Annotated in this window: 18 protein-coding genes; 4 read left to right on the plus strand and 14 right to left on the minus strand. The window is 62.0% G+C overall.

Translation table 11 applies throughout. The features are described from left to right. Nucleotides 1-10: 10 nt before the first annotated feature. The 3 genes from G6M89_RS05645 to G6M89_RS05655 form a co-directional block, all read right to left on the minus strand. Nucleotides 11-1,456 (minus strand): ATP-binding protein, encoded by a 1,446-nt coding sequence (locus G6M89_RS05645; RefSeq protein ID WP_165160827.1) that lies wholly within the window; start codon nucleotides 1,454-1,456, stop codon nucleotides 11-13. 127 nt (nucleotides 1,457-1,583) lie between these two features. Continuing rightward, nucleotides 1,584-2,558: a Gfo/Idh/MocA family protein gene (locus G6M89_RS05650; protein WP_165160828.1), complete on the minus strand. Its 975-nt coding sequence runs from the start codon at nucleotides 2,556-2,558 to the stop codon at nucleotides 1,584-1,586. A 63-nt stretch (nucleotides 2,559-2,621) separates the two neighbouring features. Continuing rightward, nucleotides 2,622-3,287: a ThuA domain-containing protein gene (locus G6M89_RS05655; RefSeq protein ID WP_165160829.1), complete on the minus strand. Its 666-nt coding sequence runs from the start codon at nucleotides 3,285-3,287 to the stop codon at nucleotides 2,622-2,624. A 120-nt stretch (nucleotides 3,288-3,407) separates the two neighbouring features. Here G6M89_RS05655 and G6M89_RS05660 point away from each other — a divergent pair, with 120 nt between their 5' ends. Together G6M89_RS05660 and G6M89_RS05665 are read left to right on the plus strand one after the other, a co-directional pair. Next, a complete protein-coding gene (locus tag G6M89_RS05660; protein ID WP_165160830.1) occupies nucleotides 3,408-3,977 on the plus strand; it encodes a DUF6789 family protein in 570 nt (189 codons plus the stop codon). Between the two features lie 122 nt (nucleotides 3,978-4,099). Then, a complete protein-coding gene (locus G6M89_RS05665) occupies nucleotides 4,100-4,951 on the plus strand; it encodes an ABC transporter permease (RefSeq protein WP_165160831.1) in 852 nt (283 codons plus the stop codon). A 13-nt stretch (nucleotides 4,952-4,964) separates the two neighbouring features. Here the strand turns inward: G6M89_RS05665 and G6M89_RS05670 are convergent, their stop codons facing one another. From G6M89_RS05670 to G6M89_RS05685, 4 genes are all read right to left on the minus strand, one after another. Continuing rightward, nucleotides 4,965-6,029, minus strand: a complete 1,065-nt coding sequence (locus tag G6M89_RS05670; protein ID WP_165160832.1) for a glutamate--cysteine ligase — start codon at nucleotides 6,027-6,029, stop codon at nucleotides 4,965-4,967. A gap of 12 nt (nucleotides 6,030-6,041) precedes the next feature. After that, nucleotides 6,042-6,548, minus strand: a complete 507-nt coding sequence (locus G6M89_RS05675) for a ferritin-like domain-containing protein (RefSeq protein WP_165160833.1) — start codon at nucleotides 6,546-6,548, stop codon at nucleotides 6,042-6,044. 100 nt (nucleotides 6,549-6,648) lie between these two features. Next, a complete protein-coding gene (locus tag G6M89_RS05680; protein WP_165160834.1) occupies nucleotides 6,649-7,239 on the minus strand; it encodes a DUF892 family protein in 591 nt (196 codons plus the stop codon). Between the two features lie 22 nt (nucleotides 7,240-7,261). Continuing rightward, the gene (locus G6M89_RS05685) at nucleotides 7,262-7,585 is read right to left on the minus strand and encodes a hypothetical protein (RefSeq protein ID WP_165160835.1); all 324 of its coding nucleotides are present in this window, start codon (nucleotides 7,583-7,585) and stop codon (nucleotides 7,262-7,264) included. A 167-nt stretch (nucleotides 7,586-7,752) separates the two neighbouring features. On the opposite strand from G6M89_RS05685, the gene G6M89_RS05690 reads away from it, so the two are divergent. Further along, the gene (locus G6M89_RS05690; protein ID WP_165160836.1) at nucleotides 7,753-8,538 is read left to right on the plus strand and encodes an MOSC domain-containing protein; all 786 of its coding nucleotides are present in this window, start codon (nucleotides 7,753-7,755) and stop codon (nucleotides 8,536-8,538) included. A gap of 84 nt (nucleotides 8,539-8,622) precedes the next feature. After that, nucleotides 8,623-9,201: a (d)CMP kinase gene (gene cmk, locus G6M89_RS05695; protein ID WP_165160837.1), complete on the plus strand. Its 579-nt coding sequence runs from the start codon at nucleotides 8,623-8,625 to the stop codon at nucleotides 9,199-9,201. A 5-nt stretch (nucleotides 9,202-9,206) separates the two neighbouring features. On the opposite strand, the gene G6M89_RS05700 is transcribed toward cmk, so the two are convergent. The 7 genes from G6M89_RS05700 to G6M89_RS05730 all read right to left on the minus strand — a co-directional run bounded on the left by G6M89_RS05700 (nucleotide 9,207) and on the right by G6M89_RS05730 (nucleotide 15,354). Beyond that, nucleotides 9,207-9,875, minus strand: coding sequence for a type 1 glutamine amidotransferase (locus tag G6M89_RS05700; protein ID WP_165160838.1), 669 nt, complete (start codon nucleotides 9,873-9,875; stop codon nucleotides 9,207-9,209). Between the two features lie 154 nt (nucleotides 9,876-10,029). Beyond that, nucleotides 10,030-11,121: an SDR family oxidoreductase gene (locus G6M89_RS05705; RefSeq protein WP_165160839.1), complete on the minus strand. Its 1,092-nt coding sequence runs from the start codon at nucleotides 11,119-11,121 to the stop codon at nucleotides 10,030-10,032. 158 nt (nucleotides 11,122-11,279) lie between these two features. Further along, a complete protein-coding gene (locus tag G6M89_RS05710) occupies nucleotides 11,280-11,534 on the minus strand; it encodes a hypothetical protein (RefSeq protein ID WP_165160532.1) in 255 nt (84 codons plus the stop codon). A gap of 84 nt (nucleotides 11,535-11,618) precedes the next feature. Then, a complete protein-coding gene (locus tag G6M89_RS05715; RefSeq protein WP_165160840.1) occupies nucleotides 11,619-13,136 on the minus strand; it encodes an amidase in 1,518 nt (505 codons plus the stop codon). Between the two features lie 109 nt (nucleotides 13,137-13,245). After that, entirely contained in the window at nucleotides 13,246-13,842 is a 597-nt protein-coding gene (locus G6M89_RS05720) for a hypothetical protein (RefSeq protein ID WP_165160841.1), read from the minus strand. Nucleotides 13,843-14,038: 196 nt separating this feature from the next. Further along, nucleotides 14,039-14,272 carry a hypothetical protein gene (locus G6M89_RS05725; RefSeq protein WP_165160842.1) on the minus strand — a complete coding sequence of 78 codons (234 nt, stop codon included), beginning with the start codon at nucleotides 14,270-14,272 and terminating at the stop codon, nucleotides 14,039-14,041. A gap of 110 nt (nucleotides 14,273-14,382) precedes the next feature. Further along, complete coding sequence (locus G6M89_RS05730; protein WP_165160843.1) at nucleotides 14,383-15,354, minus strand: DUF368 domain-containing protein; 972 nt, start codon at nucleotides 15,352-15,354, stop codon at nucleotides 14,383-14,385. Nucleotides 15,355-15,547: the final 193 nt, after the last annotated feature.

The raw sequence follows: 15,547 nt of genomic DNA on the forward strand, positions 1-15,547 counted from the left end.
CCGTGAACACTCACCCGTGTGGCTGTGTTGGGTCGTCGACGCCGGTGATCTCGAATCGCGCACCACCGTCGTCGCTCTCGGTAATAGTCAGTTTCCAGCCGTGGGCTTCGACAATTTGCATGACAATCGAGAGTCCGAAGCCGGTGCCATCCGTCGCCGTCGAGTAGCCTCGCTCGAGTACCCGTTCGCGCTCGGCTTCCGGAATGCCGGGACCGTCATCGGCGACATAGAAGTCAGGGCCGCCGTCAATTGCGCCGACCGTCACCGTGACATCGCCGCTGCTGTGTGCCACAGCGTTACATAGTAGGTTCTCGAGCAACTGTTTGACTCTGTTCCGGTTGGCTCGAAGCATCGTATCCGACTCGAGGCGAAGTTCGGCTTCGTCCGTCTTGACAGTCGCCCAGCAGGCGTCAGCAAGAGCCGCCAGTCGAAGCGTCTCAAACTCAGTGACTGCTTCTCCTTCTCGAGCAATGGTCAGCAGATTCTCGATCAGCGTCTCCATGCGGTCGTGTGACTGTGCAACCGCAGCAAGGTGTTCGCTATCACAGTCGAGTCGGGCCTGCTCGAGATGGCCCTGCGCGACGTTCAATGGATTACGAAGGTCGTGTGAGACGATGCCCGTAAACTCCTCGAGTCGGTCGTTCTGTCGCTCGAGTTCTTGCTGGTAGCGTTTCCGGTCCGTGATCCGTTTTGTCGCGCCGAAAAGTCCCTTTATCTCGCCATTTTCGTCGTACCACGGGACTTTCGAGGTGAGGTTCCACTCGTCGGCGTTTGGACTGTACTCTGCTTTGTTGATGATCGGTTCACCGGTCTCGATAACATGCATATCGTCGGCGTAGGACTGGCGCTCGTGTTCGCTGTCACCGATTTCGATGTCGGTCTTGCCAAAGATATTCGCTCGTGTGAACGCGGGAACATCGAGGGTGTCCCCTTCGTGTTCGATTTCCTCGGTGAGGTGCCTGCTCACCCGAACGTGGCGTCCCGCTGTATCTTTGACGAACAGATGAATCGGAATCTGGTCAAAAATTTCGTCCAGCAGATTGCTGTCTTCGCGGCGCTGTCGGTCGTCTCGTGCCTGTTCGACGGCGGCCGCGATTCGTTCGGCGAGCGTGGCCTCGTCGGTGGCTGATTTCGGGAGATACTCGCTGACGCCCCGCGAGATTGCTTCGCTCGCAATGGCTTCGGAACCGCTGTCCGTGTACAAGAGAAACGCCATCGTGGGGTCACACTGTCGAACCCACTCCAGCAGTTCAAGCCCATCGAGGTCAGCCAGTCGATACTCAGAGACGACACAGTCAATCGGCGAGTCCGATGATTTGAGCCGCTCGAGTGCAGCCTGAGCGGTCGATTCGGTCACTACTTCGAATCGAGTGGGTTCGTGGGGTGCTCGAGTGTCAGGCAGATCCAGGGTATCCGATTTCGTATTCACGTACAAAACCCGGATCGAATCAGACATTGGTCAGCCAATATACAGGCACTGTTAAAAATATACCCATCAATCGTTCGTGATACAGTGCAGGTACGTGGCAGAAGGGTATCGAAGTTCACGTGGTCTACCCAGTGAACTGCCTCCAGTGGCCGGCTTAGCGTTCAATCTCGACCGCGCGGTCGCTGTCGGCGCTCTCGTAGATTGCATCGATGACTTCCATGTTCGCAATTGCCTCTGCCCCATCCGTTCGTGGCTGGCTGCCAGTCTCGACACACTCGACGAAGTGCTCGATCTCGAGACGGTACTGATCGACCGGATCGAACGTCTCGACGGCGTGGCGGCCATCGATTTTGTGCTCGAGTTCGACGGAGCCGCTACCGGGGTTGAAACCGTCGTCGGCTTCGATCCAGCCGTTGTTCGCTTCGATGCGATAGCGCTGGATGTGGGTCGTATCGAAACCACAGGCGATGCGGGCGGAGGCCTCGTCGTACTCGAGGATGGCGGCGAGTTCGGTGTCGACGCCGCTGTCTTTGGTGTCTGTCGTGTAGGCGTAGGCGCTGTCGGGTTCGCCAAGGACTTGCCGAGCGAACGAAAGCGGATAGCAGCCGACGTCCATCAGGCTGCCGCCGGACAGGTCCGGTGAGAGGCGGATATTGTCCAGGTCGTCGAACAGGCCGAACTTGAACGAGGCCGTCACCGAGCGAATGTCCTCGAGTTCCTCGTCGGCGAGTTCGAGGGCGCGTTCGGTTCGCGGATGGTACTGGTACATGAACGCCTCCATCAGGACCACGTCTCGGTCGGCGCAGTACTCGACGACCTCGCGGGCTTCAGCCGCGTCGACGGTCAGTGGCTTCTCACAGAGGACGTGGATGCCAGCATCAGCCGCCTTTTTCGTCCACTCTGCATGAAGTGCGTTCGGCAGCGGGATGTAGACCGCGTCGACGCCAGCATTCTCGAGGAGGTCCTCATACCCTTCATACACCGTCTCGATGCCGTGTTCGTCAGCGACGGCCTGTGCGTCCGCTGCATTGCGGGAGGCGATAGCCGTCACGTTGTGCTCGGTCGGCTCGATTCCCGGAAGGAACGATCCCTGTGCGATGCCTGCCGTGCTGAGAACGCCAAAATCCATGGTAGGGCATTGCTGAATGCGCTATAAATAACTAGCCGGTCCACACGTCGAGCCGTATTCGGGCTATGCTACCCAGCCGATGGCGTTGCGCAGCAGCGTCCGGAAACTGTCGTTTTGCAGCGCCTCGTCCGTGTGGCCGAGCGAAATGTAACAGACGCGACCGTCACCCTCGGTTCGAGTCCACGCGATTGGGTACTCCTCGAGGTCGGGGTGGTCCATGCGGGCGAGAATCGTCAGGTCGCTGTCCTCGCCCTCGTCAACATCCAACTGGTACGGTTCGTCGAAAATCTGGAAGTCCTCGACGCCTTCGGTGACTGGGTGGTCCTCGAGGATGTCGACGCCAAACTCGGACTCCTCGGGGTGGGTGAGGAAGTGGCCGCCGATCAGTTCGCGCAGTTCAGGCACGGGTTCGTCACGCGTGTCGAGCAGGTCGTCGGGGTCGTCGGGAGCCGTGCTCATCAGATCCGCGCCGCAGTGAAGCGGGAGGTAGCCGCCGCCGTTGTGGACAAACGAGAGCACGCTCTCGAGTTGGTCCTCGGAGAGGTCGCTGTCGGTCAGATAGTCGATTACGACGTCGTACTCGGAGAGATCACAGAGGGCGTCGCGGTCGGTCGTCGTCGTGACGTCTGCGGCGTCGCCGATAGCGGCGGCCAGTTCGGGTCCTTTCTCGTCAATTGAGTGAAATGGAAACGTCGTCTCGCCGATCAGGAGTGCCGTCGTGTCGGTCATATCGGTCCGGTTGTCGCCGACTGCCAAGTAGTTTGATACCGAGCGCCATCGCGTATCATCGTACTGACCCGTCAGACGCATGCCGGACCGGTAAGAGCGTTCTCGTTGTATGGTCCCATAATGTCCGTCTCAGACCGCTTGCGTCAGTTGCGACCCGATACCGAGACGACTGATCCCCTCGATTCGGACGAGCGCCGTTCGAGCGCCGACCACGTCGTCGCTGCGACCGCTCGAGGCGTTCAGGCGGGGTTCGTCGCGACGCTGATTATGACGGCGTTCCGGTTGCCGATCCTCCGCTCACTCCCGCCGTCGGCGAACTTCTGGTCGCAGTACGTTTCAGGCGGTGACCCGGACAATCACCCGTTTGCAGGCTTGGTCTTACACTTTATTTACGGCATTCAGGCCGGAGCAATCTTCGGCGGGCTTTTTGCGCTGCAAGACGCTGAGCGCTCGATCGAACCCGAACAGCGCGGGCTCGTTTGGGGGTCAGTCTACGGCATGGCCCTATCGGCGTTTGGGTCTCAGATCATGCTCAAGGAAATGCTCGATATCCGACTCGAGGCGAACGAACTTGCGCTGTTTCACGCGGGCCATCTCGTCTATGGACTTGCACTCGGCGCGTGGGTCGGTTCCCGGACGGAGGGTGTCGACGACCCCGAAGACGAGTACGAGTACGACGACGGCAACTGACGACTGCGCCGGTCAATTTTAACACTACTCGAGTCCAAGTTACCAAGCGTTAACAGCGGTATTACGAACAGCTGATCTCGCTCATAACAACCTGTTTAGGCCGGTAGCGATGGAATTGAGGTATGGAACTCGGCGTCGTTATCGGCGTGGTTGTTATCGGGTTCGTCCACGGCGTGTTGCCGGACCACGGCTGGCCTATTGCGGCGACGTACGCGCTCAACCGCCAGCGCCGGTTGCTGTACGGGTTCGTCGCTGCCTTGATTCTCGGCGTAGGACATCTCATCAGCAGCGTCGTCCTCGTCCTCGCATACTTCTGGTTCAGCGCGTTCGCCGATTTCGCGGAGGGGCCGTGGATGCGCTATATCGCCGGCACGTTGTTGATTCTGCTCGGCATTCACGAGTACCGACACGGGGGACACGGGAACGTGGGTCACGGACACGATCACAGCCACGAGGACGACCCCGATCATGGACACGGCCATGGGGACCACGACCACGGTCAGAAGCACGGCCACAGCCATGACCATGACCTCGGTCACGACCACCACAGCAGCCACGATCACGACGACTACAACAACCACAGTCACGGCCACGACCACAACGCCAAACCCGACGATCGCGGCCTCCTCGAGCGCCTTCGGTCGTTTCTCCCAGGCGGCGGCCACCAGCATCTCACCGAGGAACACGCCGAGCGCGGGCTGACCGCACTGGGCGTGACTGCCCTGCTGCTTGGCTTTGCCCACGAGGAGCCGATTCAGATTCTGGCGATCTGTGTCGGGACTGAGGCCTGCCTCGAGTTGATGCTCATTTACTCACTCGCGGTTATCGTCGCCATCGTCATCCCAACGCTCCTGTTGATCGCGGGCTACGAACACCATCGCGAGCGCGTCGAGCGAATCACGCCATACCTGCCGACGATTACGGCAGTTGTCCTCGTTGGGATGGGGCTGGCGTTCATCAGTGGTCTCATTTGAGGGGTGCAGGTCGTTACTCGAGGACGTCTGCACTCGTGAGATTTTGAACATCCTCCTCGAGTCGGCCGGCATACTCGAGGCGGAGTTCACGGGCATCAGCTTGCGTCACGAATTGGCGGCCGTCGATTCGGCTGGCGATTGGGTGGTAGTTTTCGATATCGAAGCCCATTCGCTCGAGGTAGGCGGCGACTCCTGTCGCATCGAGTCCGATGTCGATAGCCGTCTCCGTGAGCTGTGAGACGATTGCAGCCCGGGGCAAGGCGACCTCGGCGTTCGTGACGTGCCCGACAGTGATGTCGTCGGCACTGCCTGCGGCGACTGAGGACGACGACGTGGCGTATCGGCCAACGTGGACGTGGCCGCGGGCGACTCGCTCGAGGATGGCCTCGAGATCGGCTGCCAGCCGGCAGAGTTGACTGGGGAGTGCTGTATCCGGTAGTCGCCACTCGAGCATGCTCGAGTTGGTGCGTGAGTCCGCGGCGGGAGTGAACGCAATTGGCCACTCGATGGCTGCCGCGTCGGACGGATCGCTCGAGTTCGCCGGCGAAGCGGCGTCTGCGAGACTGTCGATGTACTCGAACGCGCGCGCTCCCGTCGGGATTCCGTGATGTGTTCGATAGCCGTGAGCACGCGCACTGTTTGCGACACGATTACCTCGACAATATGGGGCGGAACTGACCAACGCCAGCGCGGGCGTCAACGCAAGAAGCGTGTTCCACTGCTCGCACCCATTGCGCGCGTCGAACCGGAGGCGCGCACCAGCGCTTGCGGGCACCGAGTCAGTGCTCGAGGCGTCCTGCCCGTGCTTGCTCACTGGCCCGTTGTTGATCGGCGTCGCAAGCGGGACGAGCCGTCGATCCAACGTCGCTGCGGTCGCACAGACACTGGAGAAGCGATCAGCGATCGGGCTGCTCGCAGCCGACGGTGCGGACTCGAGGGGGCCCTTGACCGTCACCAGCGCATCAGCAGGGCCGTGGCTGATTCCGGCCTGTGCGGCGGCATCGATCAGCGGAGTAGCCGAGACGAGTTCACCGTCGCGGTCGACGACCCAGTAGTCGGCGGCAAGTCGCAGCTGCATGCGAACGGATCGTCATGCCTCCTCGCGTCTCGGTTGGGCCATCGCAAAGCCATCCTCGAGGTCCTCGAGGGTGGCACACATCGCTCGTTCGTCGGCGAGTATCGCCTCGAGCGGGTCGACCACGTCGTCGGCGTAGGCGAGCCGCCCGGCGAGTCGAACCAGCATCTCGTAGGTCCGACTCTCGAATCGTTCGGCGAGCAACGCCGTCTCGAGTGGGGGCGGGTCAGGGGCGTCGGATTCCGGGTGGAGGTCATCGCGTCGGGCCGCTGCGAGTTCGTCCACTATTTGCGAGCGACTGGCTCGCGGCCGACGCCCGAGTGCGGCAAACACGCGCTCGAGGCGGTCGACGTGTTGTTCAGTCTCCTCGCGGTGGGTGGACAGCGCCTGCTCGAGGGCGTCGTTGCCGGCGTCAGCGGCGTCGGTCGCGAGTTCCGAGAGGAGTTCGACCTGGGTTCGCTCTGCGTAGTAGGCGTGCTGTAGCTGGAATCCGAACAGATCCTCGATAGTTTCGATGTTCATAGCTGAAGTGGTGATAAATCGGGTGTGGCACTGCGCGTCAGGAGCCAACCGCGGCTGGCCGGGACGGGCACTCGAGTCGCCGTCGGTCTCACGAGTGCGCTCACTGGTACGGATCGAGCGACGCGCGGTCGGCGTCGTCGATCTGACTCGCTGCCAGCAGTCGGTCAACAGCCGCGCCATCGGCGAGCGACTCGAGTTCTGTCCGCACGTCACAGGCGTGTTCGTAGTTCGGTGCAATCGCATCCGCGACAGCCTCGCCAGTCTCGTCGTCGAGTGAGCGAGCCAGACCGATGACCCGCTCGTAGCGCGTACACTCGAGCGCCTCGAGTTTCAGCATCGTTTCGACGTAGTACAGCGGCCGCAACTCGTCGTTTAAGACGACGTTGTTGAACTTCTCTTTGTCCGCGATCAGGCCGTCCAGTTCGGGCACAGGCCCGGTATCCAGACGGTGATCAAGGACGTCGAACGCCTCCTCGAGGTGTCTGCGGCGGTCGGCCGTTTGCTCTCGTCGCTGGTCAATCGCGTACTGTAACTGCTCGCGGCACTGAAGTTCGCGCACCGTATCCAGCGTGTCGATCGCAACATCGGCTGACAGCGTCTCGAGTGCGGTGTCAATGCCCTGTTCGAGCGCGTCGAGGCGCGCCAGTTCAGCCGCAAGCGTCTCGTGTGGCGTCATGTCTCTTGGAGTCATTATCAGAACCTCTCGAGAAGTCTCAGAACGACTGTTGCATCCGGGTCGTGTCGGTGTCGTGTGGGCTGTCGCCGCGGTCGCTGTATCGCGGTCGTCCCACGGCATCGCGCCGGACACCGTTGAAGATCGCCAGCTCGAGGTCATCCCGGCTTTCGTAGGTTTCGTGGCCGGAGGTCTCGAGCACCGTCTGGAGTGGATCGGATTCGTGTGGATAGACGATTTCGACGTCTGCATACCGCTCGAGCACGTCCGCCGTCGTCATCGGGAACGTTGCGTCCTCGAATAACTGGGTGATTTCTCCGACGGCAAGCGAGTGTCGCGCATCGGCATTGTCGGTGTGATTCATCGTCCCCCTCCTACTGGCATCCACGACATAGTAGTGGAGCCTGCAGATGACGACCGCCTGCCCGCGTGCAGTTATCCGCCCAATCACTCACTGTCAAAACACAGTTCGACGCGGAAACAATCAGGCGAACACCTACCTATAGGTTAACTGCCACGCTAGCCTCATCAATGACCCACATCGACCGACTCACCGTCTATCCCGTGAAGGGACTCGACGGTATCGACTGCGAGCACACGTCGATACTCGAGGGTGGCACGCTCGAGTACGACAGAGAGTTCGCCCTGTTCGATGCGGACGGCGACGTTGTCAACGGCAAGCGAACCGACCGAATTCACGACCTCGAGACTGGATTCGATCCTGAGACGACAACGCTTACTGTCGCACCTCCCGACGGCGACAGCCTCGCGTTCGACCTCGAGTCAGCGTCCGGCCGCGAACGCGCTGCCGACTGGTTCGGCGACTTCTTCGATCTCGAGGTCACGCTCGAGCGCGACCGTTCGCTCGGTTATGTGGATCGCCGTGAGATGGGACCGTCGGTGATCAGTACGGCCACGCTCCGCGAAGTCGCCTCCTGGTTCGACGACGCGGACCTCACCGTCGACAGCGTTCGGCGACGGATGCGAGCGAATGTCGAAGTCGGCGGCGTCGAGCCGTTCTGGGAGGACCGGTTTGTCGGCGACGACGCGCCCGCGTTCGAGGTCGACGGCATTTGTTTCGAGGGCGTCACACCCTGCGGGCGCTGTGTCGTCCCCCAACGCGACCCCGACACGGGCGAGACACTCGAGGGCTTCAGAGAGCGCTTTATCGAGCGCCGCGAGGCGACGTTCCCCGAATGGGCCGACGAGGCGGCGTTCGACCACTACTACACGCTGATGGTCATCATGCAGATTCCGGAGACAGACCGCGGTGACGACCTCGCAGTCGGCGATTCGATCACGATTCCACCGGCGTAGCGCCCTCAAGCGTGTTCGACGACGACCACTCGCAGCATGTGCGGTGACGGAAAACACTACCACCACCAACAGCGTAGTGACACCATGGCTACGCCACCGCTGATCACCCTTTCTGGACCGCCCGCGGCCGGAACGTCGACGTGTTCGGAACTGCTCTCGATGGCGTTTGGCTACGAAGTACTCAATGGTGGCGACAGTTTCAGAGCGCTCGCCGCCGAACGCAACCTGTCTGTTGCGGAGTTTACCGCCGTCGCCGAATCAGACCCCGATATCGACCGCGAACTGGATCGTCGACTCGAGGCCGCCATCGACGCCCACCTCGCTGGCGAGCGCGACCCGACTGGCGAAGGGCTGCTCGTCGAATCCCGGCTTGCAGGGTGGCACGCCGATGGCCGCGCAACGCTGTCGGTGTGGCTCGATGCGCCGCTCGAGGTGCGTGCGGATCGACTCGGTGATCGAGACGAGGCGCCCGCGGAACTCCGCGAACGCGAGCAAAGCGACGCCGAACGCTACCGGGAGTACTACGATATCGATATCACGGATCTGTCGCCCTACGACCTCGTGATCGACACGGAAACGCTCTCGGCGGATGCAACGTTTCAGGTGGTGAAGACAGCAATCGACGACGTCAGCGGCGTCGAGCACACGTTCCGAGAACTGTGACGGCGTTACGGGCGCGTCGTTCCCATGTTGCCCGCGACCATCGACGCGAAGTTTTCGACCACTCGTGCCGCGGTCACGTCCTCGAAACCGTACTCGTCTTCGGTCCAGCCGAAATCGGCCTCGAGTCGCTCTCGAAGCTCGGACGTAAACTCGGGATGAAACTGCACGGTCCACAGCGGCGCATCGCGGTGGCGAGTGGCGAAGGCGTGGTAGTAGTCGCTCGAGGCGATAACCTCCATTCCGTCGCCGACCTCAGTAACGACATCGCCGTGGGCGACGGGGACGATAGGTGAGACGCCGTCGAACAGTGGCTCCCCGTCTTCGACCGCCATCTCGACGGGTCGGCAAGTCGTCTCCTGCGCCTCGACGGTCCCACCGAGCGCTGCGTTGGCAACCTGATGGCCGAAACAGACGCCGAGGGCCGGAATCTCACGTTCGACCAGTTCCTGCACGAGCACTAGCTGATCGTCGATCCACGGGTGCTTGGCACGCTCGTAAACCCCGGCCGTACTGCCCGTCAGCACGACCCCGTCGGCGGACTCGAGGTCCGGTCGCTCGCCCGTTGGAAAGTTGAGCGCTCGAGCGTTCGGAACGAGACTCTCGAGGGCGTCACAGTGGTACTCGCTCTCGGGGTTGACCTCGTTACGGACGACGATCAGCGTCGGCTCGCTCATTGGATTCCAGTGAGATTGAACAGCGCAAAATAGTAGCGGACAACGCATATTTCGCGGCAGGTATAGTAGCCACTGAAAGTCAGTGCACACCCAATCGCATGACTGCTATACGATTGGTGTGTAAACAGTTTCAGTTGTTACTATAGGTTCGGAGTCAGCGCAGCACTCGAGGCCGCGTCGTCGTCTCGCTCGAGTTATCACGTTCGCGCTCATCCGGAGGGCCGTCTCGCCGGCCACGAAGCGCTCTGTAGCCCGCGTACGCCGCCGTCGCTGCGAGACCGGCGAGGGCTGTTCCCGTCAGTCCACGACGCTGGCGCAGTCGCGTGTAGAGACTCGAGTCCGCGACGTGACCCTCGTAGCCGCCGCGTGTCTCGAGGTCTTCGGACGGACTCTCGAGGCTGTGCTCTGCGGTTGGTTCCTCGTCGGTACGCTGCTGGTTGTAGAACACTCGTTCCATCAGCGTGTCGAGTAGACCAGGCGCGATGCGGTCGAGCAGAATCATGCCTTTCCCACCGCCACCGACGGTGATCTCGCGTTCGGGGTGCTCAGCGGCGTCGAGGATCGTTTGGGCGACCGTCTCCGGCGCGTAGACGGGAGCTGGGAGCGTCGCCTCGGCATCCATCTCGTTTTTCGCGTGTTCCGGATACGGCGTGTCGATCGCGCTCGGTTTGATGAGTGTCACAGAGACCGGCGCGCCCTCTTCCTCGAGTTCCATCCGGAGGGCGTCAGTAAAGCCCTTGACGGCATGTTTCGACGCGGAGTAGCTCCCTTGTAGGATGATCGCGCGGTCGGACACGATGCTCCCGATGTTGATGATCGCGCCTGACTCGCCGCGATTTTTGAAGTGCTGGGCGGCCGCAATCGAGCCATAGAGCAGTCCCCAGACGTTGGTTTCGAACTGCTCGCGCATGTCCTCAATTGGGACGTCCTCGAGGCGGCCGTAGATGGAGACGGCTGCGCCGTTGATCCACGTGTCGAAGCCACCGTAGGCGTCCTCGGCAGTCGCGACAATCTCGCGGATATCGTCACGATCACTCACGTCGGCGGCGACGTACTCGGCGCTTGCATTGCCAGCAGTGATTTCGTCGGCGAGGTCTTGCAATGCGTCCTCGCTTCGGGCCGCGAGCACGACGTTCGCGCCACGGTCGGCAGCCATCCGTGCAGTTTCCAGTCCGATACCTGATGAGGCACCGGTGATGACGATCGTCTGTTCCTCGAGTGGGCGCAGGTTCACAGTCGGATTCATGGTGTGGTGTGAAAGTGACGTCACGTCTCAGTGGACGCGACGGAATCGAGCAGCGCGGTGCCGCCGATACGGGTCGTTCACGCTCCAGACGGTGCTACATGACCCCTGTATTCGCATGGTCGGGCAGCGAGTGAGCACTCGAGCGAACGGCTGGCGACTCACACAGTGCGCCGACTGTGACACTTCGGGCAGTAGAGCGTCCCGTTCCCGATGAGGACGTACGAGCGGGTACAGCGGGTGCAGACGCTTCCGATCGATACCTCGAGATCGGACTCTCTGGCCAGCCCTGACAGGGTGTTGTACAGCAGCGACTGTTCGTGCTCGAGTTTCGCGATCCGGCGCTCGAGCGCGTCGAATTCAGCGACGAGCGCTCGATCTCGCGGAGAGTATTGACGGCGGCTCGATCGGGTCATGGCTAATCGGCGTCCATACGTTACGGGTGAGCAAAAACATCGCTACTAAGGCTAGTTCGACTGACCACCCCGATTTGTGACCAGTCAAGGTGCGGTCTCAGCTTGCGCTTGCTCGAGTGCGTAGCCCGCGTCGAGGGTCGTCGCATCGTCGAATCTCGAACCGACAAACATGAGTCCAACTGGGAGGCCGTCGACCTCGCCTGCAGGGACGCTGACGGCGGGGTGGCCGGTCCGGTTGAAGGGTGAGGTGTTGCCCGGAATCTCGAGGTTCTGAATGCGGTCGAACTCGCTTCGGTCGGGGTCGTGCTCGGGGGCGGTCACGTCGACGGTCGGCATCGCGAGGACGTCGTAGTCGGCGAGTAATTCGTCGTAGCGTTGGGCGAGGCTGACGACGAGGTTCATCCCGGCGGCATAATACCGGGAGTGGTACTCCGTGGCCATGTACGCGCCCGTCAACAGCGACAGTTTCAGCGCCGCTGGGAAGTCATCGCCCTGGGCCTGTCGGAACTTGCCGAACGATTCGATCCACGAGACGTTGTACCAGGCTTTCCAGCCGTGGCCGACACCCTGGCCCGACAGCGCGGCGACTAACCCCTCGTTCGTACAGACCGAGTGCAGCGCCGAGCCCTCATCGTGCAGCGGCGCGGAGACCTCCTCCACTGTCGCACCGCGTTCCTCGAGCAGGTCGAGCGAATCGAGAATCTGCTCCTCGACGGCTGCATCACCGTCTGGCTTGCCAAAGGCTTCCTCGAGCACGCCAATCGAGAGCTCGCTCGCGTCACCCTCGAGTGCGTCCTCGTAGCGCTCGACGGGAACCGGTTCCGGCCGGCGCAGATCGCGTTCGTTGCTGCCCGCAATGACAGACAGCGTTCGAGCGACCGTCTCGACGTCACTGGCCATCGGGCCGGGGTGGTCAATCGTATGCTCGAGGCCGACACAGCCCGTGTACGGCACGAGTCCATAGGTCGGCTTGTGCCCGACGATGCCACAGAGTGCGGCTGGAATGCGGACGCTCCCGCCCTGATCGGAGCCGATCGCCATGTCAACTTCGTCTTCGACGACCGCCACCGCACTGCCGCCGCTCGAGCCGCCTGCCAGATGATCCTCGTCGTGTGGGTTCGTGATCGTCCCGAAGGCGCTGTGGCCAGTACGCGTGACTGCCATCTCGTCCATGTTCGTCTTGCCGACGATATCCGCGCCAGCCTCGAGCAGGCGGCTGACGACCGTCGCGTCCACGTCGGGAACGTAGCCCTCGATGACGCGCGAGCCACAGGTCATCTCGACGCCAGCGACGCAGATGTTGTCCTTGATGGCAACGTCCCAGTCCTCGAGGTCGCCGCTGTCGTCGCCATGAACCTCACATCGTGAGACCCACAGCTGGTGGGGATTGTCCTCGTCATCGGGCCTGGAGCCAGCCGCTCGGACGCGCGGCTCAGTGCCACCCAGACGCGGCTCGGGGTGGTACGAACGGACGGTTTCGTAGTCCTCGAGGCTCTCGACGATCTGCTCGCGAAAGAACTCGCTTTCGTCGTCTGTCAGCTCGAGAAAGAGTTCCGAACCCAGGTCCTGCAACTCGTCGACAGTCGGCGGTCGGATGGGCATACGCTTGCCTCACCGGCAACAGGGAAATGAGTTCGTTCAGTGATTGCGGATCATCGTCGGCTCGAGAACGTCTGGTCACTCTTGTTGCCGCCGCCGACAACAGTCTGTCTTAGCTTGACTTTGCGGTACCGTATCCGAACGCGATGGGACCGCCGAGAAACACTGCGAGAACGACCAGACTGACTCCAAGAGACGTCTCGTACCAGATAGTTGGCCCGACGATGAGTGCGGCTGGAAGAAGTGCCCATACGACGGCGCGGTGCCAGCCGTGTCGGGCCGCGACAGTCCCGACGACCATCGCGAGAACGGCAGCCAACGCGCCGAACTGCGGTGGCCCTAGTTCGGCGTGAACGACCTGCGACGCGTGGAACTCAAGCGGTGCCTCGGCAGTCCACCAGCCGATTGGCAGCCCGTGAACCCACTCATACGTGAATACCGCGACTCCAGCGCCGATGGCGAACAGGCCAAGTACCGGTGCCAGAAGCGCCCGCCGAACGGTTAACGGCGCAACTGCTCGATGGCGAACCGCGAACACGCCCCAGGTGACGAGTAGTGCCCCACCAATCGCACTGACGTACACAACGAACGGATGCGTCGGCTCGAGGGAGTGACTGTACCCCGGAATCCACTCGGCGGGTACGAGCGGATACACGACGGGCCGCGCCAGGGGATAGATCAGCAGCAGTGCCAGCCCCACGATTGCCACCAACATACCACCGATTCGAGTGAGGGTCGGCTCGAGCCGCTGCGAATCCGGACAAGGGCCAGTGATAGTTACCCATAGTAACCACTCATGGTAGCTTTTTTGAATGATTGAGTCCATGAACTGCAGAACGAAGACACGGGTAGTCGACTAACGACCGCTGAAAACGAAATTCGCCGGTTGACTGCCGATCAGGTCGTTAGACCGGACTCGAGTCCGCGTTCCTTGAGTTGGAGTCGCCGCCGCGAATCAGCGACAGCAGTCCCTGTGCGACCAGCGCGATCACGGCCCACTTCCAGGCAAGGACAGCGATGCCGAGAAAGACGAGCATACGCAGGTGCTTCCCGCGGTCCAACGAGCGTTTCGCTTCCTTGAGCACTGAGACGACCGCCAGCGAGCGCGTTGCACTCGAGCCGATGAGTTTTTTGAGCATACCTGTCCTTGTGACGGCGACGGGATAACGCCAGACCCGGAGCGCGCAAGCCGAGAGCGCACTCGACGACTGAACGCGAACGCGAAGAATGAAATCGACGACTCAGCGCCCTATTCGGGATCGAACCCACCGACGAGATACTCGAGGGCGAACAGCGCAAGCGCGCCAAGGAGCATCCAGCCGGCGGTGATTGCGGCCGTATCAGTGGTCCAGACGGTCGCTCTCGCGGTGTGCTCGCTGATATTGTGCAACGGTGCGGGCGTCGACCCCGCGATGAGGCTGACGAGGAAAATCAGCGTCAACTCGCGTTGGCGAGCCATCGCGGCGCGGACGACGCGGGCAATCGTAAAGAGGCCGACGAAGCCGCCGGTGACGAAGACGACCACGGTCGTTCCGGGGTCGACGAGGGCAGCGACTTCGCCACCTGTGGGAAGTCCGCCGAGTGCGCTGACGAACGCGCTCAACTGATCGGAGAGGTAGACGTACTGGCCGAACAGGATCAGAATGAGCGCGCCCGAAATGCCGGGAAGGATCATCGCACTGATCGCGATTGCGCCCGCGACGAAGATGACGGCCGGACCGCTGCCCGGCAACGAGACGATGTCTGCGGCGACGAGCAGTGCCAGTCCACCGCCAACCGCCGCGACCGCGACGTGGCGCCACGTGGCAAACTCGAGGCTCTTCCCAAGTGCAATCGCCGAGGCGGCAATCAGGCCGGCGAAGAAGCCAAACATGGGATACGGATTCGACTCTGCGAGCGAAGAGACGACGCCGGCGATGAGCACGACGGCGGTGACCATTCCGACCCCGAGCGGGAGCAGGAACTGCAGATCCATCTCGAGGAGTGCCTCGCGGGCCTCCTCGCGCCGGTCGGGCTGATAACCAGAGAGGACGGTCGCAGCACGTCGTGGCGTCAGCGCCGTAATCGCGGCAAGCAGTTGGCCGTAGAAGCCAAGCAGGAGGGCAACGGTACCGCCCGAAACGCCGGGTAGGGCGTCCGCTGTGCCCATACAGAGCCCGTAGCCGTACGACCGGAGGAGTTGCAAGCGATCCACGACGAGGTCGACGCGCTCATACCCCATCTGTGTACTCCGGGACCCCGATGGGTTCGTCCTGGCGCTGACGCAGTCGGCTCCATCGCCTCGAGCCCGCCGCTCGAGGATCGCGCTGTCGCTGCATGTCTCTCACCGCAACCTCGAGTGGCATAAATGTGCGAGACCTGCCTCAGCGTGTGGACCCTTGCGTCTATAGTAGCCACTGCAAGTCAATGCACAC

It is taken from the genome of Natronolimnobius sp. AArcel1 (genome assembly GCF_011043775.1).
Classification (GTDB): domain Archaea; phylum Halobacteriota; class Halobacteria; order Halobacteriales; family Natrialbaceae; genus Natronolimnobius.

What these genes read in the sequence shown, in the direction of transcription:
- G6M89_RS05665 (WP_165160831.1), top strand. Translation starts at nt 4,100, where the DNA reads ATGGAACTCGGCGTCGTTATCGGCGTGGTTGTTATCGGGTTCGTCCAC.
- G6M89_RS05660 (WP_165160830.1), top strand. Translation starts at nt 3,408, where the DNA reads ATGTCCGTCTCAGACCGCTTGCGTCAGTTGCGACCCGATACCGAGACG.
- G6M89_RS05690 (WP_165160836.1), top strand. Translation starts at nt 7,753, where the DNA reads ATGACCCACATCGACCGACTCACCGTCTATCCCGTGAAGGGACTCGAC.
- G6M89_RS05705 (WP_165160839.1), bottom strand. Translation starts at nt 11,121, where the DNA reads ATGAATCCGACTGTGAACCTGCGCCCACTCGAGGAACAGACGATCGTC.
- G6M89_RS05645 (WP_165160827.1), bottom strand. Translation starts at nt 1,456, where the DNA reads ATGTCTGATTCGATCCGGGTTTTGTACGTGAATACGAAATCGGATACC.
- G6M89_RS05685 (WP_165160835.1), bottom strand. Translation starts at nt 7,585, where the DNA reads ATGAATCACACCGACAATGCCGATGCGCGACACTCGCTTGCCGTCGGA.
- cmk (WP_165160837.1), top strand. Translation starts at nt 8,623, where the DNA reads ATGGCTACGCCACCGCTGATCACCCTTTCTGGACCGCCCGCGGCCGGA.
- G6M89_RS05675 (WP_165160833.1), bottom strand. Translation starts at nt 6,548, where the DNA reads ATGAACATCGAAACTATCGAGGATCTGTTCGGATTCCAGCTACAGCAC.
- G6M89_RS05650 (WP_165160828.1), bottom strand. Translation starts at nt 2,558, where the DNA reads ATGGATTTTGGCGTTCTCAGCACGGCAGGCATCGCACAGGGATCGTTC.
- G6M89_RS05655 (WP_165160829.1), bottom strand. Translation starts at nt 3,287, where the DNA reads ATGACCGACACGACGGCACTCCTGATCGGCGAGACGACGTTTCCATTT.
- G6M89_RS05730 (WP_165160843.1), bottom strand. Translation starts at nt 15,354, where the DNA reads ATGGGGTATGAGCGCGTCGACCTCGTCGTGGATCGCTTGCAACTCCTC.
- G6M89_RS05725 (WP_165160842.1), bottom strand. Translation starts at nt 14,272, where the DNA reads ATGCTCAAAAAACTCATCGGCTCGAGTGCAACGCGCTCGCTGGCGGTC.
- G6M89_RS05680 (WP_165160834.1), bottom strand. Translation starts at nt 7,239, where the DNA reads ATGACTCCAAGAGACATGACGCCACACGAGACGCTTGCGGCTGAACTG.
- G6M89_RS05715 (WP_165160840.1), bottom strand. Translation starts at nt 13,136, where the DNA reads ATGCCCATCCGACCGCCGACTGTCGACGAGTTGCAGGACCTGGGTTCG.
- G6M89_RS05700 (WP_165160838.1), bottom strand. Translation starts at nt 9,875, where the DNA reads ATGAGCGAGCCGACGCTGATCGTCGTCCGTAACGAGGTCAACCCCGAG.
- G6M89_RS05670 (WP_165160832.1), bottom strand. Translation starts at nt 6,029, where the DNA reads ATGCAGCTGCGACTTGCCGCCGACTACTGGGTCGTCGACCGCGACGGT.
- G6M89_RS05710 (WP_165160532.1), bottom strand. Translation starts at nt 11,534, where the DNA reads ATGACCCGATCGAGCCGCCGTCAATACTCTCCGCGAGATCGAGCGCTC.